General features: G+C 63.6%; 28 protein-coding genes and 1 tRNA gene. 6 read left to right on the top strand and 23 right to left on the bottom strand.

Annotated features, from left to right (window positions below; all coding sequences use genetic code 11):
- Positions 1–94: 94 nt before the first annotated feature.
- Positions 95–1060 (top strand): tRNA 2-thiolation protein NcsA, encoded by a 966-nt coding sequence (ncsA, locus tag BM348_RS04320; RefSeq protein WP_092902341.1) that lies wholly within the window; start codon positions 95–97, stop codon positions 1058–1060.
- A gap of 171 nt (positions 1061–1231) precedes the next feature.
- On the opposite strand, the gene ftsZ is transcribed toward ncsA, so the two are convergent.
- The 3 genes from ftsZ to BM348_RS04305 form a co-directional block, all read right to left on the bottom strand.
- Positions 1232–2413 carry a cell division protein FtsZ gene (gene ftsZ / locus BM348_RS04315; protein WP_092902339.1) on the bottom strand — a complete coding sequence of 394 codons (1182 nt, stop codon included), beginning with the start codon at positions 2411–2413 and terminating at the stop codon, positions 1232–1234.
- Positions 2414–2415: 2 nt separating this feature from the next.
- Positions 2416–2595, bottom strand: a complete 180-nt coding sequence (locus BM348_RS04310; protein WP_092902337.1) for a ribbon-helix-helix domain-containing protein — start codon at positions 2593–2595, stop codon at positions 2416–2418.
- A gap of 180 nt (positions 2596–2775) precedes the next feature.
- Positions 2776–3375 carry a double zinc ribbon domain-containing protein gene (locus BM348_RS04305; RefSeq protein ID WP_092902335.1) on the bottom strand — a complete coding sequence of 200 codons (600 nt, stop codon included), beginning with the start codon at positions 3373–3375 and terminating at the stop codon, positions 2776–2778.
- A 123-nt stretch (positions 3376–3498) separates the two neighbouring features.
- Between BM348_RS04305 and BM348_RS04300 the strand changes: the two genes are divergently transcribed.
- Together BM348_RS04300 and BM348_RS20545 are read left to right on the top strand one after the other, a co-directional pair.
- Positions 3499–3572, top strand: a tRNA-Tyr gene (locus BM348_RS04300).
- 391 nt (positions 3573–3963) lie between these two features.
- The gene (locus BM348_RS20545; protein ID WP_139231139.1) at positions 3964–4707 is read left to right on the top strand and encodes an FkbM family methyltransferase; all 744 of its coding nucleotides are present in this window, start codon (positions 3964–3966) and stop codon (positions 4705–4707) included.
- A 133-nt stretch (positions 4708–4840) separates the two neighbouring features.
- On the opposite strand, the gene BM348_RS22350 is transcribed toward BM348_RS20545, so the two are convergent.
- From BM348_RS22350 to BM348_RS04270, 5 genes are all read right to left on the bottom strand, one after another.
- Positions 4841–5044 (bottom strand): phage NrS-1 polymerase family protein, encoded by a 204-nt coding sequence (locus tag BM348_RS22350; RefSeq protein WP_092902331.1) that lies wholly within the window; start codon positions 5042–5044, stop codon positions 4841–4843.
- The gene (locus BM348_RS04285) at positions 5032–5781 is read right to left on the bottom strand and encodes a hypothetical protein (protein WP_092902329.1); all 750 of its coding nucleotides are present in this window, start codon (positions 5779–5781) and stop codon (positions 5032–5034) included. The genes BM348_RS22350 and BM348_RS04285 overlap by 13 nt, the downstream gene beginning before the upstream one ends.
- Positions 5782–5833: 52 nt before the next feature.
- Complete coding sequence (locus tag BM348_RS04280; protein ID WP_139231138.1) at positions 5834–6370, bottom strand: hypothetical protein; 537 nt, start codon at positions 6368–6370, stop codon at positions 5834–5836.
- A gap of 363 nt (positions 6371–6733) precedes the next feature.
- Positions 6734–7114 (bottom strand): hypothetical protein, encoded by a 381-nt coding sequence (locus BM348_RS04275; protein ID WP_092902325.1) that lies wholly within the window; start codon positions 7112–7114, stop codon positions 6734–6736.
- A gap of 323 nt (positions 7115–7437) precedes the next feature.
- On the bottom strand, positions 7438–8679 hold the full coding sequence (locus BM348_RS04270; RefSeq protein WP_092902323.1) for an FAD-dependent oxidoreductase: 1242 nt from the start codon (positions 8677–8679) through the stop codon (positions 7438–7440).
- Between the two features lie 678 nt (positions 8680–9357).
- Between BM348_RS04270 and BM348_RS04265 the strand changes: the two genes are divergently transcribed.
- A complete protein-coding gene (locus tag BM348_RS04265) occupies positions 9358–9741 on the top strand; it encodes a DUF5789 family protein (RefSeq protein ID WP_092903605.1) in 384 nt (127 codons plus the stop codon).
- Positions 9742–9795: 54 nt separating this feature from the next.
- On the opposite strand, the gene BM348_RS04260 is transcribed toward BM348_RS04265, so the two are convergent.
- The 10 genes from BM348_RS04260 to BM348_RS04215 all read right to left on the bottom strand — a co-directional run bounded on the left by BM348_RS04260 (position 9796) and on the right by BM348_RS04215 (position 19186).
- The gene (locus BM348_RS04260) at positions 9796–10596 is read right to left on the bottom strand and encodes an adenosylcobinamide amidohydrolase (RefSeq protein ID WP_092903603.1); all 801 of its coding nucleotides are present in this window, start codon (positions 10594–10596) and stop codon (positions 9796–9798) included.
- Positions 10597–10613: 17 nt separating this feature from the next.
- Positions 10614–11771 carry a threonine-phosphate decarboxylase gene (locus tag BM348_RS04255; protein ID WP_092902321.1) on the bottom strand — a complete coding sequence of 386 codons (1158 nt, stop codon included), beginning with the start codon at positions 11769–11771 and terminating at the stop codon, positions 10614–10616.
- The gene (locus tag BM348_RS04250) at positions 11761–12801 is read right to left on the bottom strand and encodes a nicotinate-nucleotide--dimethylbenzimidazole phosphoribosyltransferase (protein ID WP_092902319.1); all 1041 of its coding nucleotides are present in this window, start codon (positions 12799–12801) and stop codon (positions 11761–11763) included. Before BM348_RS04250 ends, BM348_RS04255 begins: the two co-directional genes overlap by 11 nt.
- Positions 12792–13397, bottom strand: a complete 606-nt coding sequence (locus BM348_RS04245) for an NTP transferase domain-containing protein (RefSeq protein WP_092902317.1) — start codon at positions 13395–13397, stop codon at positions 12792–12794. The genes BM348_RS04250 and BM348_RS04245 overlap by 10 nt, the downstream gene beginning before the upstream one ends.
- Positions 13397–14155 (bottom strand): adenosylcobinamide-GDP ribazoletransferase, encoded by a 759-nt coding sequence (cobS, locus tag BM348_RS04240; protein WP_092902315.1) that lies wholly within the window; start codon positions 14153–14155, stop codon positions 13397–13399. The genes BM348_RS04245 and cobS overlap by 1 nt, the downstream gene beginning before the upstream one ends.
- Entirely contained in the window at positions 14155–15240 is a 1086-nt protein-coding gene (gene cbiB / locus BM348_RS04235) for an adenosylcobinamide-phosphate synthase CbiB (RefSeq protein WP_092902313.1), read from the bottom strand. Before cbiB ends, cobS begins: the two co-directional genes overlap by 1 nt.
- Before the next feature lie 40 nt (positions 15241–15280).
- Positions 15281–15928 (bottom strand): HAD family hydrolase, encoded by a 648-nt coding sequence (locus BM348_RS04230; RefSeq protein ID WP_092902311.1) that lies wholly within the window; start codon positions 15926–15928, stop codon positions 15281–15283.
- A gap of 485 nt (positions 15929–16413) precedes the next feature.
- Positions 16414–17025 carry a translation initiation factor IF-2 subunit beta gene (locus BM348_RS04225; protein ID WP_092902309.1) on the bottom strand — a complete coding sequence of 204 codons (612 nt, stop codon included), beginning with the start codon at positions 17023–17025 and terminating at the stop codon, positions 16414–16416.
- A gap of 77 nt (positions 17026–17102) precedes the next feature.
- Positions 17103–18089: a formyltransferase family protein gene (locus BM348_RS04220; protein ID WP_092902307.1), complete on the bottom strand. Its 987-nt coding sequence runs from the start codon at positions 18087–18089 to the stop codon at positions 17103–17105.
- Positions 18086–19186, bottom strand: coding sequence for a polysaccharide deacetylase family protein (locus tag BM348_RS04215; protein WP_175507098.1), 1101 nt, complete (start codon positions 19184–19186; stop codon positions 18086–18088). The genes BM348_RS04220 and BM348_RS04215 overlap by 4 nt, the downstream gene beginning before the upstream one ends.
- Before the next feature lie 173 nt (positions 19187–19359).
- Between BM348_RS04215 and BM348_RS04210 the strand changes: the two genes are divergently transcribed.
- Positions 19360–19635, top strand: a complete 276-nt coding sequence (locus BM348_RS04210; protein WP_092902305.1) for a hypothetical protein — start codon at positions 19360–19362, stop codon at positions 19633–19635.
- Between the two features lie 166 nt (positions 19636–19801).
- A complete protein-coding gene (locus BM348_RS04205) occupies positions 19802–20764 on the top strand; it encodes a winged helix-turn-helix domain-containing protein (RefSeq protein ID WP_092902303.1) in 963 nt (320 codons plus the stop codon).
- A gap of 36 nt (positions 20765–20800) precedes the next feature.
- Here BM348_RS04205 and BM348_RS04200 read toward each other — a convergent pair whose 3' ends face one another.
- From BM348_RS04200 to BM348_RS04180, 5 genes are all read right to left on the bottom strand, one after another.
- Positions 20801–21856, bottom strand: a complete 1056-nt coding sequence (locus tag BM348_RS04200; protein WP_092902301.1) for a GNAT family N-acetyltransferase — start codon at positions 21854–21856, stop codon at positions 20801–20803.
- Positions 21857–22092: 236 nt separating this feature from the next.
- Complete coding sequence (locus BM348_RS04195; protein ID WP_092902299.1) at positions 22093–23169, bottom strand: hypothetical protein; 1077 nt, start codon at positions 23167–23169, stop codon at positions 22093–22095.
- On the bottom strand, positions 23166–23711 hold the full coding sequence (locus tag BM348_RS04190; protein ID WP_092902297.1) for a signal peptidase I: 546 nt from the start codon (positions 23709–23711) through the stop codon (positions 23166–23168). The genes BM348_RS04195 and BM348_RS04190 overlap by 4 nt, the downstream gene beginning before the upstream one ends.
- Before the next feature lie 7 nt (positions 23712–23718).
- Positions 23719–24465 carry a TasA family protein gene (locus BM348_RS04185; RefSeq protein WP_092902295.1) on the bottom strand — a complete coding sequence of 249 codons (747 nt, stop codon included), beginning with the start codon at positions 24463–24465 and terminating at the stop codon, positions 23719–23721.
- Between the two features lie 24 nt (positions 24466–24489).
- Positions 24490–25032 carry a TasA family protein gene (locus BM348_RS04180; RefSeq protein WP_175507097.1) on the bottom strand — a complete coding sequence of 181 codons (543 nt, stop codon included), beginning with the start codon at positions 25030–25032 and terminating at the stop codon, positions 24490–24492.
- Between the last annotated feature and the right edge of the window lie 74 nt (positions 25033–25106).

The following is a 25106-nucleotide window of genomic DNA, read 5'->3' as shown; positions in this document are numbered from 1 at the left end:
GCTGAGTCGATGACGTGTGGTCTCCTCGACGCGGGCCGTGCGAGCGCTAGCGGAGACGAAACCGACATACACCCGCATCGACTAGGCGCTCGTAATGGAGTGTAACCGGTGCGAGGAGCCGTCGATCATGCACGCCGCGTACTCGGGCGCACACCTCTGTGAGTCACACTTTCGCGAATCGGTCGAGAAACGCGTCCGGCGACGGGTCCGCCGGGACGACCTCGTTTCTCCCGACGCGATGCCCGAGGACCCGCAAACGTGGGTTATCGGCCTCTCCGGCGGGAAAGACAGCGTCGTCCTCACGCAGATCCTCCACGAAACATTCGCGGAGGACCCCCGCATCGAGCTGGTCGGGCTGACGATTCACGAAGGGATCGAGGGCTATCGCGACAAGTCCGTCGACGCCTGCGTCGAGTTGGCCGACGACCTCGAGATCCGCCACGAAGTCGTCAGCTACGCCGAGGAGTTCGGCGTCGAGATGGACGACGTCGTCGAGGACGATCCCGAGGACATGGCCGCCTGTGCCTACTGCGGCGTCTTCCGACGGGACCTCCTCGAGAAATACGCCGACGAACTCGGTGCGGATCTCATGCTGACCGGCCACAACCTCGACGACGAGGCCCAGACGGCGCTGATGAACTTCCTCGAGGGCGACGTCGCACAGATCGCGAAGCACTTCGACGCCAGTCTCGGTCCTATTTCCGATCGCGAGGACCAATCCGAGTTCGTCCCGCGAGCAAAGCCCCTCCGTGACGTGCCCGAGAAGGAGGTGGCCCTCTACGCGCACGTCCGAGACCTCCCCGCACACATCACCGAGTGTCCTCACTCGAGCGAGGCCTATCGCGGGGAGATACAGCGACTCCTGTACGATCTCGAGGAGAATCACCCGGGGACTCGCCACTCGATCCTCTCGGGGTACGAGGAACTCGCCGGTCTCGTCGCGGAGCGATACCACGGCGACGACGAGGCGGGAGCCGACCTCCGCGAGTGCGTCGAGTGCGGATCGACGACGACTCGAGAGCGGTGTCGGAAGTGCTCGCTGTTAGACGCGCTCGCCTGAGTTCGATCGGGAACGGACGGACGTTTAGTACCGTCCCCTCGAGGTCGAGTTTCCAGACTCTTGCTGCGTAGTTGAAAAACGAAGTAACCGCGAATCCGTTCTCGAGGTCGAGAGCGCCACGACAAGAACGGATCGACTGTCCGTTCGAAACACGGGATCCGCCAGGGAAGATTACCGAATAACGTCGACGCCGTTTTTCTGCTCGAGTTTGTCTCTGCCGCCGTCACTCTGGGTGCCGGGGTGAGACGCTTCGACGTTGTTACTCGCATCGAAATCGGCGTCGTTGAGCCCTTCGATACTCTGGCGTGACTTATCGGCCTGTTTTTGGGTCGTCGGCCCGAGGACCTGCGCGCTCTGGACGCCGGTCATGATGGCCATGACGCGAACCTTACCCTTGTAGTTCTCCTGGATACGAGCGCCCCAGATGACGTTCGCGCTCGCCTCGAGTCGCTCGGTGATGTTGTCCGCGATGCCTTCGGCCTCTTTCAGCGTGAGGTCCGGTCCACCGGTGATGTGAACGAGGCCGCCGGAGGCACCCCGATAGTCGACGTCGAGCAGCGGGTGGTTCATCGCGTCGCTGACGACTTCCTGTGTCTTGTTCTTGTCCTGGGTCTCGCCGACGAGCATCACCGCGACGCCGCCCTGATTCATGATCGTGGACATGTCCGCGTAGTCCAAATTGATCAGGCTCGGCTGGGTGATCGTCTCCGAAATCCCTTTGACCGTTTCGGCGATAATCTGGTCCATCACCGAGAAGGCCTTGCCAATCGGGAGGTTCGGGACGTAATCGAGGAGCCGGTTGTTGTCGAGGACGATGATCGAGTCGGCCTGTTCTCGAAGTTTCTCGAGGCCTTCCTCGGCTTTGACCGTCCGAGCGCGCTCGACGTTGAACGGCGTCGAAACCATGCCAACGACGATAGCGCCCTGATCTTTCGCGATCTTCGAGACGACGGGGGCGGCACCCGTGCCGGTGCCACCGCCCATGCCGGCGGTCACGAAGACGAGGTCTGCGTCACCGAGAACCTCTTTGATCGTGCTCTGGGCCATTTCGGTCGCTCGTTCGCCCATCGACGGGTCACCGCCGGCGCCGAGGCCGTTGGTAAGGGATTTGCCGACGAGGATCTTCGTGTCGGCTTCGATCATCTTCAGATGCTGCTTGTCGGTGTTGATCGCGACGGTGTCCGCACCGTCGACGCCGATGTTATACAGCCGATTGATCGTATTGTTTCCAGCACCGCCACAGCCGACGATCACGATCCGCGGATCGCCGAACTCGTCGTCGTCCATCGATTCGTCCATCTGACGAGCTTCCGCTTCGGCGTTATCGAGGGCGTCTTGTACGATATCCTGCATCGTTACACCTTCGCCCAGCCGCGTTTACTCGTCTGGTCGCGACGACCGTTCTGTTGTTCGTTGATCATCTCTCGAACGGCCGACCGGATCGCCTCGCTCCGGTTCGGAAACTCGCCCGAGTCGACCAGCTGTTCGACCTCGTCGATCTGCTGTTCCGGGATTCGCAGTGTCACACGCTCCATTGTTGTATTCCCTCTGGGTAAGACGGCGCGCCCCTGTTAGACGCTTTGTCTTACACGGGAGAGTGGCGTGAAACGGGTTTTTCACGCATTTTGACTCTCGTGTAAGACGGTCGTCTTACGCACATATAGCAATGCTACCGATAGGTAATAAAGGTTTTGTCGGACAGAAATTTTCCCGTATTACGAATTTCTCGAGTGCTGGCCGTTCGAATCGAGAACGTCCGCCGCGGCCGTCCGACGCCCGCAGCCGGGACAGAATCCCCAGTCCGATCGCAGTTCGTCGCCACACTCACAGAACAGCCGGTGAGACGCTTTCTCGCCGCAGTTCGGGCAGTAGACGTGGTCTCCCGAGATGGATTCGCCGCACTGGCCACACTGTTGTCCGGTCGAGTTCGGTTCGGTCCGACCCGGACTTCGAGATTGGTGTGGTTGTGTGACAGAATTTCCAACGGCGTCGTTCGCCTCCTGTGTCTTACGCGTCTGCTGAGCCTTCTCGAGGGCCACCGTGACGTTTACGTCCTGAGGCTCTCGCTGTCTCCGCTCTGCGAGTCGGTCCTCGAGGAGTTCGTCGACCCGCTCGCGAACGAACTCGTCAATGCTCTCGTGGCCCGACCCGTCCCGTGCTGGCTCAGCCTGGGTGATCGTCTCCTGGGACTGAGCCGACGAACCGCCCTCGAGATACGTTCGAAGCGCGTCTCGCATCACCTCGCTTTTCGACGCGTCGAACGTCTCGAGTTCGTCGATGAGCTCGTCGTCGGCACGGAACGTGATCTTGCTCATGAGTGTCTCGATTGGATTCGTATTTCAGCCCCGTCCTTATGAATATTTGCCTTTGTCGGACGGCTGTCACACAGCCATCGAATGATAACCCTTATGTCCGTCTCGTCTGCTATGTTCGAGTGCCCGCCCTTAGCTCAGACTGGTAGAGCAGTCGACTGTAGATCGACTTGCCCCCCGTTCAAATCGGGGAGGGCGGACTTTCTTCCGGGTCGATTCAGAGCCGAGCGGAGCCGCGCTATCGTGCGATTCCATCTCGACGTGTTTGGGTTGAACAGGTCAACTGACTCGGGTGACCGCCGTCGTGCGTTCGCGTATAGCCGAACGTATCGGGGAACCTAGAAACTTTCGGCCCGATAGCGCGTACTGCTGTCAGTCGGGTGCACAAGCCTTGAGCGGCGTATTTTTATATAGCGCGTTGAACTCGATATGATAAAAGGATTACACTCCGACTCCAAAAATATCCCTGCTCTGCAACCAGACATATGCGCTCGGTGGTCTATGAGAGCCCTCACCAATGAGGCATAATTTCGGAAACCACCTGAACCACTACCCAGCATTGACATAGTGGGGTGCGGGATATTAAACAGAATGAACACTCTCATCAAAGCAATCCGTATTCTTAGAAGAGAAGGCCCCTTCGAACTACTCAAAAGAGGAGTTCCATATCTCATCGACAATTATGTTGGCCCGTTGTTGTTGCCAAAACCTTATGTTCAATATAATTCTGTCGACGTGAACACGGGAAAATACTTTGACTCGATTGCTCCGTGGAGATGCAATCAAAATAGACCCGATTACGAATCTGGACTGGTTTCGGGAATTGAGGAGTTCACGGAAGAGGGGGATAATGTAGTTATTGTAGGAGGTGGATGGGGTGTTACAGCAGTTAAAGCCGCACAGAAGGTAGGAAATTCTGGGAGGGTGACGGTATATGAGGGGTCAGAGAGACAAATTAACCACGTTCAAGAAACCATCAGGAAACATAATCTCTCCGATAGAGTTGATGTTGTACACGGTATTGTCGGGCCGGAAATTAGTCTTCGTGGGGAAGCAAAAAATGCATCTCGTGTTTCTCCAGAGCAACTTCCTGAGTGTGACGTTCTGGAATTAGATTGTGAGGGAGCCGAAATTGAGATATTGGAGAATCTGACAATTCAACCGAGGGTAATCTTGGTCGAAAGTCACGGGATAAGAGATTCCCCTAGTTCGAAAGTCGAAGAATTGCTAAACGACTTGTCGTATTCAGTGAAATCCAAGGAGATAGCAGACAGAGGGCGTGAAGATGTGTGTTTGGAGAACGATATTTACAGTCTCACCGCAGTTCAAGAGTAACCCTCCGATTGTCATATGATGTAGTGGAGGGATTCACCGAGAGATACTGTATATGGGAAACACCCCGTGTAATTCGATTGATGACCAGCGGGATAACACAGAGGGATTGACGGATACCAACATTCTCGAACACCTACCTTCTCTCCACGTACCTCCCTCCGAAGGTGTCGCTGTTGGTTCGACAGACCCTTCGTATGGTCATCTCCCCATACGTGACTCTATCAGAGGAGTGTACCTCGTCCCACTTCTGACGCATCCGGTCAGAGGCTCGGAAGCAATCATCCATCAACTGCTGGTCACCTCGACACCAGTAGTATAGTTGCTTCACGAAGGCCATATCTGCCTCTGATGGAGACTTTCGCCCCTCGTCGCTCCCTCGCACAGGCGGAGTACCTCTTCGTCTACATCCTTGCTGTCGGTCTTGACGTAGGCTTGAATCGTCCGACGTACCTGTTCGGGTGTTGCATCCGTTTGCCCTCCATCGAACTCCTGTTCGCTCACAGGCTTCTGCTGGCTCGTGAAGGAGAACTTCTGGCGCTTTGGGAGATAGCCGTCCTGCACCTCTGGGACGACTGTGGGCCTGCCCTCGACCGATGTGAAGCCATCGTACACATCTCCGGTAAGTACGAAATACCGGCTCTCGTCGTACACTTCGAGATGCCCTGCCTCCGATAAGTCGCCTCGGTGCTTGTGGTCGTCCGAGCGGTTGCCTTCTGCGATGACGTGTAGCCCTGTCCCCGAACTCGATACCTCGGTGTAAGAGTCGAGTCGTCGCACGATGGTGCGTGCCTCCTCAGTGAACTCGCCGTTTGCCTTGACGACATCGAGGTCGAATCCGACGAAAGGACCGCTCTCGGTGAAGCAGAAGGCCACTTCTCCACCGAGTTGCTCGGCCTTGTCCTGCACCTCGGTGAAGGAGAGATGATTCACCGATTCCTGCCACCCTTCGGACGGAGCGACTGGCTTCTTGTCCTGTGTTACGAGCCACTGGTCGTGTTCCCTCAGGCGACTCGGAATACCACCATCCGTGTTATCCTCGTTGTCCTGCTGGGAGGTGAACTCGAATCGACTCATCGCACGTCACCTCCGTACTTCCGCCAGACGTACTCCACCAACTTCTCGCCATCTACACCGAGCATCGCCTCGACCTCATCCACCAATAGGAGTCCTTCGCCATCTCGACGTCGTCGTACTTGCAGAGAGTGGCGAATCCGAGAGCGGCTCCATCGATTCCCTCGTGGTACCGACTGAATCCTCGCAGGTCTTCTTCCATCACCTTCTGGACTGCCCACTCCTCGACTGGGGCAGCGACACCGGCTTGCGAGAGGACGATGTGCGCTCGACAGAACTTCCAGACGTCTTCCTGTCGTACCTTCTGGCCATCCCATCCCTCGCTGTAGCCGTTGGCACGTCTCTCCGCAGGGTGCTGTCGTCCGTGTTGCAGGAGGAAGAACACCTCGTACCGTTCCTCCTCGTCGTCGTCTGCCTCTCGTGCGTAGAGGGTCGTGCGAGCCGTCGAACACGGTGGGAAACTCGGCTGATGGTCGTACTGATGCTTGTCTTTCTGCACCTCCTCCCACGACTTCGAGCCAGTATCGAGTCGTTCCTCCAAGGCGAGCGGTTGCCCTCCATCGGTTACGGCTTCCGCTGTGTCTGTATCCACGTCCTTCTCGGACGCTTCCCTGTCCTCCTGATTGCCAGAGTCGTTGCTGTTCGCCACGACTGCCAGACCGACTGCTCAGACCACCGGCTGAACAGGCACCCTCAGCAGGAGAAGTGGCTATTCATCGAGCGATACGTTTCTGACTTCCTTACACTACTATTGGTTAGTATCGTACTTAAAGATGGCGACCAATTCTATTCCGGCTTTCTGTACACAGAGGTGTTATTAGGTGACTTTTCTAGACGAGTGTGGACACTCATACACTCTTAAACACCACTGTGTTATATCTGTTGTCTGTAATCCAAAGAGGGGTGGTCTACCAGTCCCTTCACCCTCTCATATAATACTATGACAATCGGGCGGTTACATCAAGTCGAGGTACTCCCTCCGTTGCTCCATCTTCTCCTCCTCGGTCATCTTGTTGTAGTGCTTGTCCAACACGTCGGACGAGACGTCTGCCCTGTCAGAGACGACCTGCTTCGGCACGTCGTTCTTCAAGAGATGGGTGAGGCTCCCCTTCCGCAAGCAGTGGGGACTCCGTGACTGCTCGCACTTGCTGGCGTAGGAGTAGGGATACTGCTCGTCACAACAGCAGGACTCCCCGTAGTAGCAAGGTCGGGTGATGTGATACACGAGGGCACGGATGTTGCTCTGACTGACACGCCCCTGCTCGGTAGTGATGAGCGGCTCTCGTCCGTTGTCGTCCGTTACATCGGGACGAATGTGGGTAATCCAGTCGCTCACGACTTCACAGGTACGCTCCGGCAAGGCGATGATTCGCTCTGCCCTATCGGGTATTCGGCGGTTCGGAATCGTCCGAGAGGAAGATGCTATCTTGATCCTGATCGAGGTACACGTCTAATGCTCGGAGCGCGCCCGCGTAAGCTGCAACCATCACAAACACGAAAACGATCAAGGCCAGGAGACCAAATTCGATCACCATTGTCTGAATAACCTTCTTTTATAATGATATAAACACTGGTATGATGTTTAGATACCGACCGCGACCTGACGGCTGGGTCACACCGTATCAGGTTACAGTACTAATTCGGGGATCGGATCGCCGATCACCGGCCGACGAGATCCGCGTCCGTCGGACTGCCAGCGTCGAACTCTCGGACGTAAGCGTCTAACTGTTCTGGATCGTCCGCGTTCGGAAGCGAGACGTCCGCCGTCAGACACTCGGCGTCCACCTCGAGTTTCTCACAGACCAGGTCGGCGGTCGCCTCGGCCATCTGCCGGTAGGTCGTGAGTTTCCCGCCGACGATGCTGAGGAAGTCCTCGACGCCGTCGTCAGCGTGGTCCAGTCGGACGAACCCCCTCGAGATTCCGCGGCCGCCGCGGGCGGCTTCGTCCGGTTCGTACAGCGGTCTGACACCCCACCAAGTTCGGACGATCGCTCGCTCGCTGACGTCCGGGACCAGTTTCGAGCACTCAGCGACCGTGCGTTCGACCTCCCAGTCGGGCCGTTCGTACTCGTCGGGGTCGTCGACGGGAACGCTCGTCGTCCCGAGGACGACCTCCTCGTCGTGGGGGACGATGATGTCGCCGTCGTCCGGATCGCGACAGCGGTTGAGCACCGGTTCGAACGAGTCGTATTCGACCGAGACCATGACGCCTCTGGTCGGACGCATCGGGATCGAGACGCCCGCCAGTTCGCCGATCCGTTCGGCGTACGCGCCGGCGGCGTTGACGACGATTTCGGGTTCGATGGTGCGTTCTGGCTCGCCGCCGATCGAAACCTGTGAAATTTTCCTCGTTCCGGGTTCGCCGTCGCCCTCCTCGAGCGTCATCGACGTGACCGGCGCGTGAGTCAGAATTTCCGCCCCGTGATCGCGGGCGTCCGCCGCGTTCGCGGCGACCAACCGGGAGGGAACGACGACGCCGTCGGGGACCCACATCGCCCGTTCGACCTCGTGGTTGATCGCCGGCAGCTCCGCCCGGATCTCGTTCGCGTCGACGACCTCCGTCGGAATGCCGATCTCCGCACAGGCGGCGCGTTTCTCCTCGAAATAGTCCGGATCGTCGCCGGCCAACTGGACGAACAGACCGCGGGTGTGGCGAACACAGTCGCCGCCGATCGACCGAAGGATTCGGTTCTCTCGAAGGCACTCTCGAGCGCCCGCTTCGTCGGACTCGGCGTATCGGGCACCGCTATGTAAGAGGCCGTGAGACCGGCCCGACGCGCCCGCGGCGAGGCCGTCGCGTTCGACCAGCGTCACGTCTACGTCCCGGAGCGCGAGGTCTCTGGCGATCCCGACGCCGGTCGCGCCGCCGCCGATAACGAGGACGTCCGTTTGACTGTTCATAGCCGTCGTACGCGGTCCGGACGGACATATGTTTCACTCGAGAGCGAGTTCCAAACGAGTGAGAACACCCCGCGGAACAGCGGTAGGTAGTTGGTGTGATGGTGGCTTCCCGCGGGGTGTGGTGCAGTAGCCGCGGGCGGCGGTAAGGGTCGTCGTCGAAGGCAAGGTGGGTTTCGGCGGGTTCGATGTCGAAGGAAAGTCGATTCCTACAAGTCGGAGCCGAATCGCGGGAGGGTGAAAACGAGGGGGCTCGAGATGGGGTCATCGAGCCGAATCGGATCGATGGCATGGAGCCACTGCGGTCCCGGCGTGGGGAATAGCCGGGATCGGTCCGATCTGCAGGGATCGAGCCATGTCGGTTGTCTCCGCAGGCGTGTGGCCGCGAACGGGGTCACGAGTCGCCCGAATCGGTGTCGGACTCACCAACGCGACACCGAAAGTGAGGTTCCGAGGGGGTCGACTACAATCTGAATGGCACTGGCCGAACACGCCGGTCGAACAGACACTTCGAGGGGCAAAAACGGTGTATATGAGGTCTATAGAGCGATCCGGAGATCGACGGACGTCTCGAGAGGAGTCGGTTCGGAACGCGAGCCACCCACAGCGATCTCAGTCGAGCGGTCGGCACACGCGCTCGCCGGCCGACCGCTTTTCAGCGCGCTTCGGGTACGCCCGCACATGGCCGACGAACCCGACACGGATCGCGCACAGGATCGTATCGGCGACCGAAAAGCCGATCGCGCGGAAACCACCGAATCGATCCTCGAGAACGTCGAGGAACACCTGGGCGAACTCGAGTATCCGATCACCAGCGAGGAGATCGCGTCGGAGTACGGCGACGATCGGATGGCGCTTCCGAACGAGACGGAATCGCTCGGGAGCGTCTTCGATCGACTCGCCGGCGAGGAGTTCGAATCGGCCGAGGAAGCCCGAGAGGCGATCTATGGCGAGATAACGGGACAGGCTGGCGACGTAAACGAGGCGAACCCGGAACGCGACCTCGAGGGCCTCGACGACCGGTCCCAGGATCCGGTCGACGAGGGCGGGACGAACTCGCTGTGATCCGCCAGTGACCGGCGAAAACGGAACAGATGGTGACCAGAAACGCGTTCGCGTTCAATCGGGATCGAAGACATTTGCGGCGACGTCCGTCGAGAGTCCGTATTTGGCCGCCTCGATCGAGCGTGGAACGCCGGTCTCGCTTCCGGCGTAGTGTGCACGGAGCGCCTCGAGGAGCGCGTCCCGAACGCAGGCTCGCGTCGCCGCCCCGACCGCCGTCGCGGTCCCCGAGAACTCGGACCGCTCGCCCGCAGGGTCGTGTCCGACGATAATCGCGTCGCTGGTCGTTCCCGGAAACCCGGTTGTCTCGAGCAGCGTCGCGGCCTTGGCCTCCGCGGCGACCGTCAGGAGGTTCGCGAGCGCCCCGTCGGAAAGGGATCGGGTCGTTCCGACGAGGACGTTGACGGTGCCGACCGGATCGCCGGGTTCGGACGCGCTCTGGAGGTCGTCGTCCGGCAGCGCGCCACCCTGCGGGTCCATCGGCAGTACAGCGGGATTCGAGAGGCCGGCGGTGACGATAGCCGTGACCGACCCGCATCGAGCGCCGCGGGCGTCGCCGACGTCCACGCCGGTCAGCAACGCGGGGCCGCGCTCGTCGAACCCGGCGCGCTCGAGTCGGTCGTCGACGTAGGTCTCGAGGTCCGTTCGCGGCCAGCCGTCCGGGACCGTGAGGTTGTACGCTGAACCGGTCTTCCAGCGCCCGCCGTCGGCCCCGCTCGAGAGCCATTCGACGCCGGCGCGGCGGAGGCGAACGACCCCGTCGCGTCGAGTCGTCTCGAACGCGGTCGGTTCGGCCGAGTCGTCGCTTTCCGTCGGTTCGGGTGAATTGCCGGCACTCGATTCGGGGGCGTCCGTCACGTCGTCACCACCGCCGCTCACTCGTCCCCCGTCGGCTCGACGTCCGATTGTTCGACAGCAGACTGCTCGGTGTCTGGCTCGATATCTGACTGTCCGGCGTCTGACTGCTCGACGCCCGACTGTTCGACGTTCGAGAGGTCGATGCCGAGGGCCTCGAGCGCCCGATCGTTGCGTTCCCTGTCCTTCACGGCCACTCGGAAATGCGACTCGAGCGAGCGGAACGTCCGCGCATCTCTGATCGCGACGCCGCGCTCGCTCGCGGTCTCGATGAGTTCGGATACGTCCTCGTCACCGGCTTCACAGAGCAAGTAGGGGGCGTCGGACGGGAAGACGTCGAATCGCGTCTCGAGCGCCGCGCGCATTCGACCGCGTTCGCGGTCGACGCGCTCGCGAGTCGCCGCGACGAACGAATCCTGCTCGAGACAGTGCGCGCCGACTCGAGCGGCGGGCGTCCCGAGACACCAGGACCGGCGGGCGGTCTCGAGTCGGTCGCGCCGGTCGCCGGACGCGACGGCGAACCCGGCGCGAAGGCCCGGCAGTCCGAAGAGTTTGGTGAGCGAGCGGGCGACGATCACGTGATCGGCGGAGCGAGGGCCCCAGGAACGGCTCGCGGCGGAGGGCACGTCGGTGAACCCGAGGAAGGCTTCGTCGATCAAAAGCGTCGTTCCTGCGTCCCCACAGCGGTTCGCGAACCGCTCGAGCGCCTTCACGTCCGCGGCCTCGCCCGTGGGGTTGTTCGGCGTACAGACCACGGCGAGCGAACAGGACTCGAGCAGATTCTTCGTCGCCTCGAGCATCGATTCGCGTGCGACGAAGAGCGGAGTCGCTCCCTGTAGCCTGACCTCGCGTGCGTACTCGCCGAAACTGGGGTACGGAACGAGCGCCCTGTCGCCCGGCTCGAGGACAGTTTCCATCGCGAGCCGAATCGCCGCGAGACCGCCCGGCGTGGGGACGACGTACTCGCGGTCGCAGTCGACGTACGTGGCGGCCGCCGCCCGAAACTCGGGATAGCCGTCGTCGGGATAGCGACGCGCGTCCGAGAAGGCGTCCGCGTACACCTCCTCGACGCCGTCGAGGACGAACGGGTTCGTGTTCGCCGAGAAGTCGAGCACCGCTCGATCGGTCTCGCCGCCGTGAGCGACACGTTCCGCCTCGAGAACTGACTCAGGATCCATGGGTCGGTTCGTCGCCAGTTCCAGGGATTGCCTCGTCGCCGCCGGTCGCCTCGATGCCGAGTCGATCACAGACAGTGACGAGATGCTCTCTGACTACCGGGAGCTCGTCGTCCGGGACCAGCGAGAGCGCCCCACCCATCGCGACGCCCTCCTTGGCCTCGCCGGCGCAGTATCGCGCCATTGCGACGTGGTCTCCCTCGTCGAATCCGGGATCGGTAACGGTCAGCTCGCAGTTCAGGCGAAAGCAGGTCTCCCCGAGCGAGCCGCCCCGTTCGTCGGCGACGAACGACGTGGTCGCGATCGAGAGTTCGGCGTCGACGCCCGATCGGCGCAGGAGAGCGGCGACAGTCGCCATCTGCGTGCCGCCGGCGAGCGTCACCTCGAGACCGGCCTCGAGCGCGCCCGTCGCGACGCCCATCGCCGCGGCCTGCACGGGATCGCCCACCTGCCGGATCGCCTCGAGCGGTTCGTCGGCGCAGTCGCCGGCCGCGAGGTCGCTCGCGGCGAGCGCCTCCTCGACGACGGCTCGCTTTCGCTCGAGCGGGTTGGTCGGCAGCGACGAGGAGACGTCGGCGGGTTCGCCCAGCGCGGTCAGGACGCCGAGCGCGGTCGTCGTCCCGCCGGGGATGGTTTCGCCGATCAGGATCTCGTCGTCGGGGAGGCTCGCGCCGAACTCGCGAGCGCGGTCGTAGATCGCCGCCGCGTCGGGGACGGCCACCGCCGATCTGACGTCGGCTCCGGAGGCCGCCTCGAGCGAGACCGTCGGTGCCGCCGTTTCCTCGGGAAGCCCCGCGTCGAGGACGGTGAGGTCGAAGCCGACAACTTCCCGAACCGCCCGGGTGACGGCCGCGGGCGTCGGACACCCGCTCGGGCTGACGGGCGTGACGGGTGCCGCGATCGGTTCGCCGTAGGCGACGATCTCGGCGTCCGCGGGCGGCGTGTGCGACATCAGTTCCGGCGTCGCACCCGCCGCGCTGATCCCGTCGATCAGCGCCGTCTCGGTACCGCCGGCGGCGAGGACTACGCGCACGACCGACCTCCCGGATCGTCGGGGTCCGATCGAACGCCTGACGCGATGTCCGACGCGATCGGCGCGTCTTCCAGTCGGTTCACATTGACCGCCAGTCGGGGATCGTAGCTTACGTGTGTCATATCTTGGTCGTTCGTGCCGACGACGTTGACCCCCGTCGGCACCAGATGGGGTTCCGACTCGAGTCGGGACTCGATTCGCACGCCGAGTCGGCGCTTCAGCGCCGCGGGAACGCAGATCGTCCGCGACGCGTCGGCGTCGCCATGCCGGCGGATGATCCGATCCAGAACGGGGGCACAGAGCGCGGGCAGATCCGCGCCGACGGTCACCAGCGGGGGCTCGAGTTCGGGTCGTTCGAGCGCGGCGACGAGATCCGCGACGTAGCCGTCGCCGGCGGTTTCGATCGGCTCGACACCATCTGTCGTCTCGAGGTGCGTCGCCGTTTCGGTCGCGTTCGGCGAGACCGCGGCGTAGATCGACTCGACCCGACTCGCCTCGAGCGCGTGCCGGACGCGATCGATCATCGCCACGCCGTCGATCGGGTGCAGCGGTTTCTCGGTCGAGCCCTCGAAACGAGTGCCCCGCCCGCCGCACATCACAAGAGCATCCACGCGATCACCCCCGCGTGAACGCCTGCGACGCGGCCGATCTCGTTGGCCGCGCCGAAGATATCGCCGCTAATGCCGCCGAGGTAGCGTCCCGCGAGCGCCCACGCGAACGCGGTGCCGAGGAGCGCACCGACGGCGGTGACGACCGCGGTCTGTGTCGGCCACGTGAGCGCGATCACGGCGACGGCGATGAGGAGTGGAACGACGATGCCGAGGGGGGAGACCGCGTCGGTCAGCGACTTGCCCATCCCCTCGTGCTCCGTGCTTCCCAGCGTGGCCATCGCCGCCAGACCGAGTTTGGTCGCGATCTCCGCGACGAGGACGATACCGATCGCGTCGATCACACGGAGGTCGGCCAGCGCGAGCCCACCGAGTGCGAGCGCGGCCACGACGACCGACACAGCAAGGATCGCACCCACGCCCGTCGTCGTATCGGAGAGGACGGCCCGGCGTTTCTCGAGGTCGCCGTGGACCACCAGGGCGTCGCCGAGATCCGCGACGCCGTCGAGATGGTGGATGCCGGTCACCGCGTACACCGCGAGCGGGTAGGCGAGGGCGACCGTCGCCGCAGGGATGTAGTCAGTCAAGAGGAGCGGAATCGCGACGAGCCAGCCGACGAGATAGCCGACGAGCGGGAAGGTCCACGGGCTCGAGCGGAACGCCTCCCAGTCGTCCGTCTCCTGAGAGATCGGAAGTCGGGTGAGAAAGCCGATCGCGCCCCGGAGCGCGGAAGGTAATAAATCCATTATATCCAACCTTTCTCCGGAGGAAGGTAATTGCTTCGAGTTTCCGCGAGATCGAACGACGACGAAGCGAGTCGCTCGAGTGTCACTGGCTCCGCACTCGAGAAACCGACGACGCTGACGGCGTCGCCGACGATGGCGGCGCTGACGGTGGCGAGCGTGGCGGTAATCACGATGGCGAGCGTGACGGCGATCGCGACGGCGACGACGGCGCCGATCCGGACGGTGGCGAGCGCCCGTTCACCGTCTCGAACCGTCGGAAGCGACGTTCCCGGCCGATCGTCGAGGACGTACGCGCCCGGTTTCTCGAGTCGGATCGACCGCGCGCAGGCGAGCGTCGCCATCGGCCAGCCCGAGTTCGGCGACGACGGCACTCGAGCCCATCGTCGGGCGCGAGAGAGCGCGCCCGGGTCGGCCGCCGCGATCGCGAGACAGACCGCCGTCAGTCGCGCCGGGACCCACATCACGAGGTCGTCGAGGCGAGCGCTCGCCGTGCCGATCGGTTTCGACCGGTAGCCGAGCATCGAATCGAGCGTATTGACGCCCTTGACCCAGGCCGCGACGCCGGCGGCCGCCGGCAACGAGACGGGCGCGAGCACCGCGAACGGAATCGACGCGGCGACGAAGCCGTCCGAGAGGTTCTCGGCGGCGCTCTCGACGGCCGCGCTCCGGACGTGTGCCGGGGACAGCTCCGCGGCGTCGCGGCCGGCGAGCCCCCGAAGCCGTTCGCGGGCCCGCTCGAGGTCGGTTTCCGTAGCTGCGATTACCGACCCGCTCAGTCCCAAGAGGAGTCGCAGGCTGGTCGAACAGTAGAGGACGAGCGCGGCGGTTAGCGCGCCGAGTACCGGGGCGACGAGCGTCGCCGCGAAGACCGCCGCGCCGGCGACGGCGGCGAGCCAGAGCGGCAAGACCACCGCGATGGCGACGCCGATTTGGCGCTGTCGCCGCTGCCCCCCGCCCCAGTCTCGGTCGAGCGCGCCGACGAGCCGACCGAACCACGCGACGGGGTGGACTCGGTTCGGCGGCTCCCCGACCGCCAGATCGAGTGAGAACGCCAGCGCGAGGACGGCTAGCGCGGTTACGAGCATCGAAGCGCCTCCCGCTTCCGAGACGAAACTATGACACGGCTCACTCCCACAGCCCCCCTCCCTCGAATCGCCGGGGAAGCGTCTCGAGGGACTCGCCCCCGGATTCGCCGTCCTCGAGAACGATCGCGGTGCCGCCGACGGCTTCGTTGCCGCCGTCGGTCGCCGGGTCGTCGCCGACGTGGACGAGGTCGGACGGCGCGACGCCGAGTCGATCCGCGGCCACCTCGAAGATTTTCGGGGCGGGTTTGCGCCAGCCGCAGCCGACGCTGGTCACGACGGCGTCGAAATCGTCGCGGCTCACGTCCGCTCGGACCAGCGTCCGGCCGACGAGTTCGGGCACGCTGCAGTTCGAGCAGATCCCGACCGGTCCGTGTTCTCGAGCCGCCTCGATGGCCGCTCGAGCGCCGTCTCTGGTCTCGACCTCGGGGTCGAACGCGGCGACGACGGCCCGTCGCGCGGCGTTCGCCGGACAGTCCACCCCGCGGCTGTCGAGCGCTCGAGCGACGTGAGCCGGGAGCGGGACCTCCGCGCCCTCGGGCGCGTCGACGTGCATCTCCGCGTAGGCGTCGGCCCAGTCGGACGGCGCGTCGACGCCTCGCTCCGCGAGTTCCGCGGCGACGGCCTCGGCCGGATCGGCGGGTCGGGACACGGTCACGAGCGTGCCGAACAGATCGAACGTTACTCCCACGCGTGTGTAACTGGCGCAAGCTGACTTTAGTTTCGCGGTCGACCGACGGTTCCTCGAGACGACCGGATCCCCCTGAGTCAGACTGGCGCGCGCGGACGGTGCTGGCGAACGCGGTGAGCCAGCACGGTCGACTCGCGCGAGGGACGGCGCGAACGGAGTGAGCGCCGAGGCTGGGGAGGGTGAGGTCCGGGTGGGATCGAAAGGGGCCGATTCGTTCGGGACGGCGGACGACGCAAGCACCGCAGGAGCGAAGCGACGAGGAGCGCAGCGAGGCCCCCGACCGAACGAATCGGGGGCTTTTAGAGAAATCGCTCGAGTCACGCTGATTTGCTGGGTCGCTGAGTCGCTGGGTCGCTCCCGATCACTACTGGCTCCCGATCACTATCGCGCTCGAGTCGCCCCAACTGCCACGAACTCGAGAACGGTCCCACGAGACGATCCGCCGCAGAAATACAACGGACTACTTCCGAAAACTCGAAACCGAACTAGTCGCGCCGGGCGAACGCGAGGTTGCCCGAGATGTTCTTGATGTAGATTTCAACCACGTCGCCCTCCTCTGCGCCGGGGACGAAGATCGTGTACTTGCCTTTCTCCGCGACGCCGTCGCCCTTGCGGCCCGTGCCGGTGATCTCGACGGTGTAAGTCTGGCCCTCCTCGACGGCCTCGCGCTGTTGTTGCTGCTGGCCACCCGACGAGCGCTTGGTGACCGGTCGGAACGCACCGCAGGCGTCACAGCGCAGCATCGGCGTGCGATCCTCGCGGACCAGACGGGTGTCCGGCAGGCCACACTCCGAACAGAGGACGTACTCCTCGACATAGGCGTCGACGACGGCGTCGAAGTCCGTCTGGGAGAACGATCCGTTGTATCGGGCTCGGCCCTCCTCGAGTTTTCCGCTCGTACCCAGTTCGCGCTGGACGAACCGGTGGAGGTGCTCGGTCTCTCGAGAGAGCACGTCCGCGATCTCTCCGAGATTGGTAAACCGGGTGAACGCGCCGTCTTTCTGTGGCTCGGCGTCGGGAATCTGCAACCGTTCTTCGTCGCCCCCGATGTCGGGGACGTTCTCCATCGCGCGGTCGAGACTCGACTCGTAATCCATATCCGGGTAAACGCCTCGGGAACGTAAATCCGTTCTGCTATGGTGGTCCGGGGCTCGAGCGAGACGCTTCCGATCCGTCACCGTCGATCCAAGCGTCCGCGAACGTTCTTCGCCAGGGTGCGCACTGCAAACCCGGCCTCGCGCCGCGATTTCGTCGAGTAGTACGACCCGAGCGAGTCGGGCACGGTCGGCTCGAAGGTCGGCTCGCGAAGCGATTCGATCCCGGTCGCGAGCAGTTCGATCTCGAGTTCGTGTACCCGATCGTAGACCTCCCACAGCGTCGCGCAGTCGTCGATGTCGATCCAATCCTCCGCAACGATCTCGCCGCCGTCGATCTCGTCGGTGAGTCGCTGCAGCGTCGCGCCGATGCTCGAGCGGTCGTCGACGAACGCTTTCGGCGGTCCGAGCCCTCGATACCGCCTGATATCCGCGGGGTGGAAGCTCAAGACGCCGTGTTCGGTCGCGGTGAGGATATCGCCGCGAACCAGTCCGAAGCCGAACCTGACGACGACGTCACACTGATCTGTAGCGGCCTCGACCGCCGATTCCGGGAGTTCGTTCCAGTTGCCGTCTTCGATCGGGCGCACGCGGCGGATCGTCGACGACTCGAGGCAGTCGATCGTCCCAACCCGTCGGCGATGCTCGAGCGGATGCGATTCGTCCCCGAACAGCTCCGCGAGTTTCCGCTCGGCGACGACCAGCGACCAGGCCCGCTCTCGAGCGAGCAGCGACGCCCCCAGTCGGATCGTGTCCGCGCCGAGGCCGCCGTTGATCGCCGACGCGGCAGCGTCGGGGTCGACACCGGGATCGGTGGGGGCGGCCACCAGCACGAGCGGGATCTCGATATCCGTCCGTTCGACCGCCCGCTCGAGCGCGCGGATCTGCCAGCGCTCGAGGTAGGGATCGGCGAGGAGACAGACGCGCCGGGGTCCCGTTTTGGGCTCCGATTCAGCCGCTGAGTCGGTCGCTACGGCTGGGCTGGTTTCCGTCGCCGGATCGGCTTCCGTCGCCGAATCAGTCTCCGCCGCGCGATCGACGTCCACCCGTTCTCGTGTCGTCGTCATCGGTCCGGAGAATCACCCGCGTTGGTGGCGGATTCCGAGGAGCGAGTCTGGATCGGGGTTTCGCTGGCGGTACGACCTCGAGGGCCGGTCGGGTCGCCCGTTCGATCTCGGACGCCGTTCGAATCGGCGGCTCGAGCCGGATATCCGGTCGAGTCAACGTGTGCGTCGGATTCGGCTCTCTCGCGGGTCGCCAGCGTCTCGAGGGTCTCAGCGACGGTCCCGTCGGGGTGACTCGTCGCGTCGTAGAACGTCCGCGGCGGCCCGACCCACGCGCCCATCTCGAGGGCGCGCTCGATCAGCCACCGGTAGGTGCCGCCCCAGCCGGGGAAGTCGGCGTCGTAGAACGTCCGCTGGTGCCAATCGAGCACGAGAACGCCGGTTTCATCGCGCACTTCCTCGAGGATCCGCTCGCAGTTGTCCCTGATCCCCGACATCGTCCTAGCCGATTCCATCGTCGTCTGGTCCATGATCGTCCACGGGAAGACGACGAACTCGTCGTCGAAGGGCCGGCGAAGTTCGTGACCGTACTGGAACTCGAGGCTGTGCGGGTCGGCCAGCGAGGCGTCGTAGTCGAGCCCGATTTCGCGGTGGTGGTCCCAGGTCTCGGGGCGGGCGAGGTTCAGGTAGTGTTGGCGGTTCCCGCGGACGGGTCGGCCCGTCGCGTCCTCGATGCGGTCTTTCTCGTACCGAAGCCGAGCGAGGTCTCGAGGAGAGGTGAACGATCCCTGTAACCCGACCTCCCAGCCGCCGTTCTCGAGGCTCTCGAGCGTCGCCGCCAGTTGCGGGTCGGTGACGTCGTAGCGCCCGGAGTAGCGACTCCACCCCGAGAGCGTCGCCCACTCTCGTTTGGGCCGCTCTACGAGGCGGCGTTCGTCGAGGACGTAAAACGCCGACCTGACCCCGAGCATCGACTCGAGGGCCATGATTCGTTCGAACTGCCAGTAGGGATTCTTCGCGGACACCAACCCGGCGAGATGACGCGGGTCTCGCTGTTCGAGACTGTCGAAGAGGTAGTTCTGTGGCGTCTTGTAGACGCGATCGATGTCGTGGGTGAGACAGAGCGCGAACGCGTATCCTCCGTCTCCGCGTGAACTCATACCGAAACGTCACCTCGACCGGAAGTAAATAGACTCCGTCGATTTGCAGGGAGCGAGCCGCGGGCCCAACAGCGGATCGAAAACGGGGCGGTGCGTCGCCGACGATCCGCCCGCGACCGGCGGCCTGAAACTGCAGGTAGAACCGTTTCACGTGGATCTGCGCTAGACCCCGTATGTCCGACTCAGATCGGGAGCCGGCGGAGAAACCGACTCGAGACGAGCAGACGGCCGAACGCGAGGGAAAGACGATCGTCCGCGACTCGGCCGGCATCGCCGTCGTTTCGATCGTTCTCATGCTCGCGATCGTCCTGGCGATGATGCAAACCAGCGGAATGATCAGTCTCTTCGCGCCCGACGGCGCCGGAATCCTCTGGGGCGTCCTTCTCGTTCTCGGGCTCGTCGTGATCGGACTCGTCGCCTGGCGCTTGAACGCGGTCGGCGGTCGCTGATCACCTGCTCGCCGATCGTACTGTGCGAACGGCGAATCAGTTGGAACGCCGATGCGTCGGTCGAAAATCGCGGCGATAGACGAGGAGCGGACTATAAAATAGTGGTGTAACCACTATCTCGTGCATATTCCCGCGGTTTCAACTAATCTGCGCCCGTGAACGAGTTATGGACCCAGCTTCCTCGTTTCCCGACGACGCCTTTCGAGTGTTGAGCCACGACGTCCGACTCATCGCACTCGTCGCGCTCGAGGACGCCCAGACGGCGGATTCGTTCGCCGCAGATCCGGTTTCGTACTCCGAGCTCGCAGACCGGGTCGACGACTACCACGCAGAGGCGTTCGACCGCGACGCGGGGAATTTCGACTACCACCTGCGAAAGCTCCGCGAAGCGGGGTTCATCAGCCGCGTCGATGGCGGATATCGAATCAGACAGGCGGGCGTGCAGGTCGTCCGAGCCATCAGAGCGGGCGACATCACCGACCGGGGCGGGTTCGAGACCGTCACCATCGACGAACCGTGCCCGTACTGTGGCGGAACGTCTGCGATCACCCTCGAGGACGACTGGCTGTTCATCCACTGTCTGGATTGCGTGGGGGCGTTCGCACAGGACGAGTCGCTCCCAGCGGGGACGCTTGCGGGCTTCGAGGTCTCCCCCACCGGAATTCGAAACCGCGAACCGCTCGAGGCGTTTCGGACCGCGTTTCGCATGGGAATGCAGGTACATCGACTGTTCGCGGCGGGTATCTGTCCGGAGTGTAGCGGAACGACGACGACCCACACGCTCGAGACGTGCCCGGCGCACGATCCGGGAGGGAGCGGCGTTTGTCCGGAATGTGGCCGAACCACCGAGGAATTCTTCGCGATCTCGTGTGACGTCTGCCAGCGGTCGCTGATGAGCTTTCCGGCGATCGTCGTCGCGACCGACCCACACGTCATCGCCGTGATGTACGAACGGGGCCGCGACGTCACCGATCAGACCTGGATCGCGCTGTCGAAACCCCCCGACTGGCCGTGTCGCTCCGTCGAGACGGATCCCGCCGTACTCGAGTACACGATTCCGGTTCCCGACGGCGAGGCGATCCGCGTTCGACTCGACGACTCGCTGACCGTCACGATCTGTAACCCCTGATACCCCGACTCAATCGGGGAGAAAAACGAACCGGGTCTAGAAGACCGGCGCGATCTCGTCGCTCTGGATGTCCGCGCCTTTCACCGCAACCGACAGTTCCATCGCGCCGTCGTCGGGAGCCAGTGCGAGGGCGTCCGCCAGCCGCCCTACTGGGTCGTAGTTCAGCATGATTCGATTCGCTCCCTCGGAGTCGGCCCGTACGGTTTGCCATATCGCTCGAGCCGCGGCTTCGTGGCCGGACGCGTACCAGAGGTCCGAAAGCATCGTCATTCGAAGCTCCTCGCTTTCGGGAATCGCGCTCGGAAGGGACTCCGCGTTTTCGAGCGCGGGCGGCAGCGACTCGAGGACGAGTCGCATCAGCTTGTGCATCTCGGAAGCGAAGACGCCGGCCACTACCTCGCCGTTTACCGTCGCGACGAGATAGCGGTGGAGCGGCTCGTCTATCGGCGACTCCGCGAGCCGGTCGCCAAGTTCAGCCGGCGAGTACGGCCGGTAAAGATCGGTGTCAGCGTAGAACTCGTTCGATCGATCGACTGCGGCCGACCGCTCGTCGGGACCGGCGTCGTGAACGTCGTACTCGAGCGATTCGGCTGGCGAACCGAGCGGCTCTGCGGGGTGCATGACGTACTCTCGCGCGAGCGAATCGGCCCACGACGACGCGACCGCGCGCGAGGGGTCGTTTCCGTGCTGGATGTTCGCGAACGCGACGCAGTCCTCGCCGAGGCGTGTTCGAGCGTGCTCGAGCCGGCGTTCGACGAGCCGTTTCGCCAGTCCCCGACCGCGATAGTCGGGGTGGACCGCGAGCGCGTTCAACAACGCGGTCGGTCGCAGTTCGCCGTCGAACCGAGCTTCGGTGAGCGAGACGAACCCGACCCCGACGATTTGGTCCGCGGTCGTTTCGGCCACGAAGCCGGTCGATTCCGGCCTGAGTCCAGCGTACGCCCGGTACGGGTCGTGGGAAAACCGCGGCGCGAAGCTGACCGCGCCCTCGTCGGGACTGTTCGCGAAGAGGTCGCCGATCGCCGCCCCATCGGCCGGTGTCGCCGTTCGAATCGTCACGTCGCTCCCGTCAGTCGTCGATCTGGTAGTCATAGGTGTTGTGTGCCGACTATTGAACGACGGTCGTCGATACTCAGAGCGGTCGGTGGAATCAGCGAACCGACCGAGTACACGCCCGCTCTCACGGTGAACCCCCCGCGATCCACCCCGTGTCCGCCCCACCTCTAGCTGGTCGTCGACCGGACCGTGTTACACATTATCAATAGCCACTACAACGACGAAGTTCAATCTACAATAATGTTCCTATTGACGTATTTGCTGCCGCCGTGTCAGTCCCCGTCGCTGCGTCGCGACGACCGCTCGTCGGTCTCGGCTTCGGTCGTGGCCGTCGTTTCGGCGTCCAATCGCGCGTCGTCGATGTCGTCGGTGTCGTCGACTTCGCTGTCGGTTTCGGTTTCGTCGACTTCGGCGTCGACTTTGGTGGCGCTGTCAGTTCCGGCGTCGCTGTCAGTTCCGACGCCGTTGGTGTCAGACGTGCCGAACGACTCCTCGTCCGACGCAGTCTCGTCACGATCAGACGAACTGGTGGCGGGTTCGCCGCTTTTGGTCTCCTCAATCCCGGTTGGATCGGCTGTGCGCTCGTCCGCCGAAGTCGCGTTCGGCGTCGATTCGGCCCCCGACTCCCCGTCTGCGGTGTCGTTTTCGGGATCGGTGCCTGACCACCCCGACTCGTTTTCGCTGGCGGTCGAACCGCCGGTCCCGGTTTCTACACCCGGCCGTTCGCTCGCGGATTCGTTCGACCCGTTACTCGACCGCTCGATCGAATCGGGACTCGATTCGCCCTCGTCAGGACCCGGTATAGCACTCTCGACCGTTTCAGTCTCCGGGTCGACGCCTTGCTCGTCCGAGTCGCCCTGATCGCGCGACGGACCGAGCCCGGGGTTTCTCCCGCCCGGTTCGAAGATCCGAACGGTCGTCGACGCCTCGAGTTCGGACCCGTTCTCGAGCGTCGCGGTCACCTCGAGGGTCGGTTCGCCCGCCCCGCCGGCGTCGATGACGGCCTGTGCCGTCGGTTCGAACAGGCACTTCTGCGGGTTACAGGTCCGTACGGGTGCGTCCACGGACCGGCCGTCGACCGTCGCGACGGCCGACTCGGGGTCGATCGTCGAACCCGCCGGCTGCTCAAGATGGATCGTCGTCGTCCCCTGATTCGTCGTCGAAAGCGATTTCGGGGTGAACTTCAGGTCGCCTCGCGTCGGCTTCGGGTCTGCAGCCGAGATCCGGCCACCGTCGCTCGAGGCCTGATCGCTGAAGTACGCGCCCGAAAAACCGGTCGAACCCACGAGCACCAGTACGGTGATCGAGAGGACGGCGAGCTTCGATACCGTCCCGATCGACCCGGTCATCGGTCCGCTCGTTCGTCCTCGAAGAGGAGTTCGTACAGCTCGTTGACGACCAGGAGCGCGCACGGAACCACGATCAGGAGCGCGATGCCGGCTCGCGTGCCCGCAAACGAAATGACGCGCCCGATGTAGGGAATCGAGAAGGCGACGACCCCGACGATCTGCTCTTCCTCGACTGGGGAGCCGTCCGGCGCGTTGTTGGCGTCTCCCTGCGTCACGAATTCGTGACCGCCGTCGGTTTGCTCGACGTCGACGACCCGGTGTGTCACGATGCTCGTGCCACCGTCGGCACCGTACTCGTCGGGATCGGCGACGTCGAACGTAAGCACGTCTCCCGTTTCGATCCTCGCCGGATCGCGATCCTGTACGATCACGACGTCGCCCGCCTCGATGGTCGGGCTCATGCTATCGGAGAGGACGACGTAGCTCGCGTCGGCACCGACGACGGCCGGTACCGCGAAGACGAGAAAGGGAACCACCAGCGCGACCAGAAACGCCGCTCCCGCGACGCGTAGCGCCCGCCGTTTGCTGATTCCCGAACTCATCGTGGTGTTACGATACCGTGCCGTCGAACGTCTGGCTCTCGTCCTGGAGGAGCGCGAAGTGAATGTCCGTGGTCAGCTCCGCCCCCTGATACTCGTTGCCCATCTCCTCGCTGATCTTGAACGTGTACCCGAACGTCCGTCCGTCGTTGGCCGGATCGCCGTTCGTTCGCGGTGCGGGATGGAATCGAAGCTCCCGTTCTGCGATATCGGCGGCGGTCATCGAATCGCCTTCGTCGAAGACGTCGAAGAAATCCTCGCCGTCGACTGTGAAATCGAAGTCGCTGGGCGGGTTCGCGTCGCTCTCCGAGAGCACCTCGTAGTCGGAGACGTACTCGGACCCTTCCCAGTTGAGCGTCTCTATCTCGAGGTGTTCTTCCATGCTCGAGGCGTCGCTGCCCTCGCCGGGAGTCGTTTCGTGTTCGATGTAGACGGCGAGACAGTCGGCGTCGACGCTCCCAGAGTTGACCGCGTCGCCGTCGAACTCGAGGTCTCGGTCGGCCCACTCGCCGTCGGCGACCTGCAACAGCGCGCGTTCGTCGCCGGGCGCGACGTCTCTGAACGAGTACTCGTACGTGTAGCCGTTCGATACCGACAGCTCCATCGTTCCCGCTTCGATCGCGTTCCCGCTCGAGCGCTCGCTATCGCTGAAGTACGCGAGCGTTCCCGCGCCCGCGCCGGCGGAGGCGAGTCCGATCCCCGCGACGCCCGCCAGCGCACGTCGCCGCGTCAATATCGTGCGTGAGTTGTCTGTCATGGTGTGAAAAACGGTGGCGGGCGATTACTCGTCCTGTCCGGCGACCTGACGGAGCGTGAACGTGTGATCGATCTCGATCGACGCGCCTTGCAGGTCGTTGCCAGCGTCGCTGGCGAACGCCGCATCGATCGTCAGGGTGGCGCTCCCACCGGCGTCGATCCCGCCCAGCGTAACTTCGCCGTCGGCGAATTCGGCGAGCGTCTGCGACTCTGGAGCATCACCGTTCGAGTACTCGAACTCGAGGTCGATGTACTCCGCGAGGTCGGTGTCGCCGCCAATCTCGGTCTCGATCACGAGTTCTTCCGCGTCGATCGAGCCGGTGTTACTGAACGGGAGCTGGACGCCGTCGTAGTCGTCGCCCGGCGCGGCGTTGCCCCAGGTGTAGGAGAAGCCGTCGCCCGCGTTCACGTCGAGATCGATCGTACCCGCGGAGATCGTGTTGTCTTCGGCCGTTTCTTCGTCGCTGAAGAACGCCCAGGTGCCCGCGCCGGCGGTCGCGCCGGCCGCGCCGACCAGTGCCGTACTTGCAAGAACTTTGCGTCGCGTCAGTTCGATGTTCTGCTTCATTTGTCTCTCAACTGCGTTTTCACGCAGTAGCGACGAGGGGTGAGACGGCCTTTTGTATACACGTGCTGTGACCT

This window comes from Halostagnicola kamekurae, assembly GCF_900116205.1.
GTDB lineage: Archaea > Halobacteriota > Halobacteria > Halobacteriales > Natrialbaceae > Halostagnicola > Halostagnicola kamekurae.
The sequence above is the reverse complement of the archived record's forward strand: the minus strand, read 5'-3'. Positions and strand labels throughout refer to the sequence as shown.

Coding starts and splice junctions, on each gene's coding strand:
- BM348_RS04205 (WP_092902303.1), top strand. CDS start 19,802: ATGGACCCAGCTTCCTCGTTTCCCGACGACGCCTTTCGAGTGTTGAGC.
- BM348_RS04255 (WP_092902321.1), bottom strand. CDS start 11,771: ATGGATCCTGAGTCAGTTCTCGAGGCGGAACGTGTCGCTCACGGCGGC.
- BM348_RS04285 (WP_092902329.1), bottom strand. CDS start 5,781: ATGAGTCGATTCGAGTTCACCTCCCAGCAGGACAACGAGGATAACACG.
- BM348_RS04195 (WP_092902299.1), bottom strand. CDS start 23,169: ATGACCGGGTCGATCGGGACGGTATCGAAGCTCGCCGTCCTCTCGATC.
- BM348_RS04245 (WP_092902317.1), bottom strand. CDS start 13,397: ATGTGCGGCGGGCGGGGCACTCGTTTCGAGGGCTCGACCGAGAAACCG.
- BM348_RS20545 (WP_139231139.1), top strand. CDS start 3,964: ATGAACACTCTCATCAAAGCAATCCGTATTCTTAGAAGAGAAGGCCCC.
- BM348_RS22350 (WP_092902331.1), bottom strand. CDS start 5,044: ATGGCCTTCGTGAAGCAACTATACTACTGGTGTCGAGGTGACCAGCAG.
- BM348_RS04185 (WP_092902295.1), bottom strand. CDS start 24,465: ATGACAGACAACTCACGCACGATATTGACGCGGCGACGTGCGCTGGCG.
- BM348_RS04305 (WP_092902335.1), bottom strand. CDS start 3,375: ATGAGCAAGATCACGTTCCGTGCCGACGACGAGCTCATCGACGAACTC.
- BM348_RS04210 (WP_092902305.1), top strand. CDS start 19,360: ATGTCCGACTCAGATCGGGAGCCGGCGGAGAAACCGACTCGAGACGAG.
- BM348_RS04180 (WP_175507097.1), bottom strand. CDS start 25,032: ATGAAGCAGAACATCGAACTGACGCGACGCAAAGTTCTTGCAAGTACG.
- BM348_RS04310 (WP_092902337.1), bottom strand. CDS start 2,595: ATGGAGCGTGTGACACTGCGAATCCCGGAACAGCAGATCGACGAGGTC.
- BM348_RS04220 (WP_092902307.1), bottom strand. CDS start 18,089: ATGACGACGACACGAGAACGGGTGGACGTCGATCGCGCGGCGGAGACT.
- BM348_RS04190 (WP_092902297.1), bottom strand. CDS start 23,711: ATGAGTTCGGGAATCAGCAAACGGCGGGCGCTACGCGTCGCGGGAGCG.
- BM348_RS04265 (WP_092903605.1), top strand. CDS start 9,358: ATGGCCGACGAACCCGACACGGATCGCGCACAGGATCGTATCGGCGAC.
- cobS (WP_092902315.1), bottom strand. CDS start 14,155: ATGGATTTATTACCTTCCGCGCTCCGGGGCGCGATCGGCTTTCTCACC.
- BM348_RS04225 (WP_092902309.1), bottom strand. CDS start 17,025: ATGGATTACGAGTCGAGTCTCGACCGCGCGATGGAGAACGTCCCCGAC.
- ftsZ (WP_092902339.1), bottom strand. CDS start 2,413: ATGCAGGATATCGTACAAGACGCCCTCGATAACGCCGAAGCGGAAGCT.
- BM348_RS04270 (WP_092902323.1), bottom strand. CDS start 8,679: ATGAACAGTCAAACGGACGTCCTCGTTATCGGCGGCGGCGCGACCGGC.
- BM348_RS04215 (WP_175507098.1), bottom strand. CDS start 19,186: ATGAGTTCACGCGGAGACGGAGGATACGCGTTCGCGCTCTGTCTCACC.
- cbiB (WP_092902313.1), bottom strand. CDS start 15,240: ATGCTCGTAACCGCGCTAGCCGTCCTCGCGCTGGCGTTCTCACTCGAT.
- ncsA (WP_092902341.1), top strand. CDS start 95: ATGGAGTGTAACCGGTGCGAGGAGCCGTCGATCATGCACGCCGCGTAC.
- BM348_RS04200 (WP_092902301.1), bottom strand. CDS start 21,856: ATGACTACCAGATCGACGACTGACGGGAGCGACGTGACGATTCGAACG.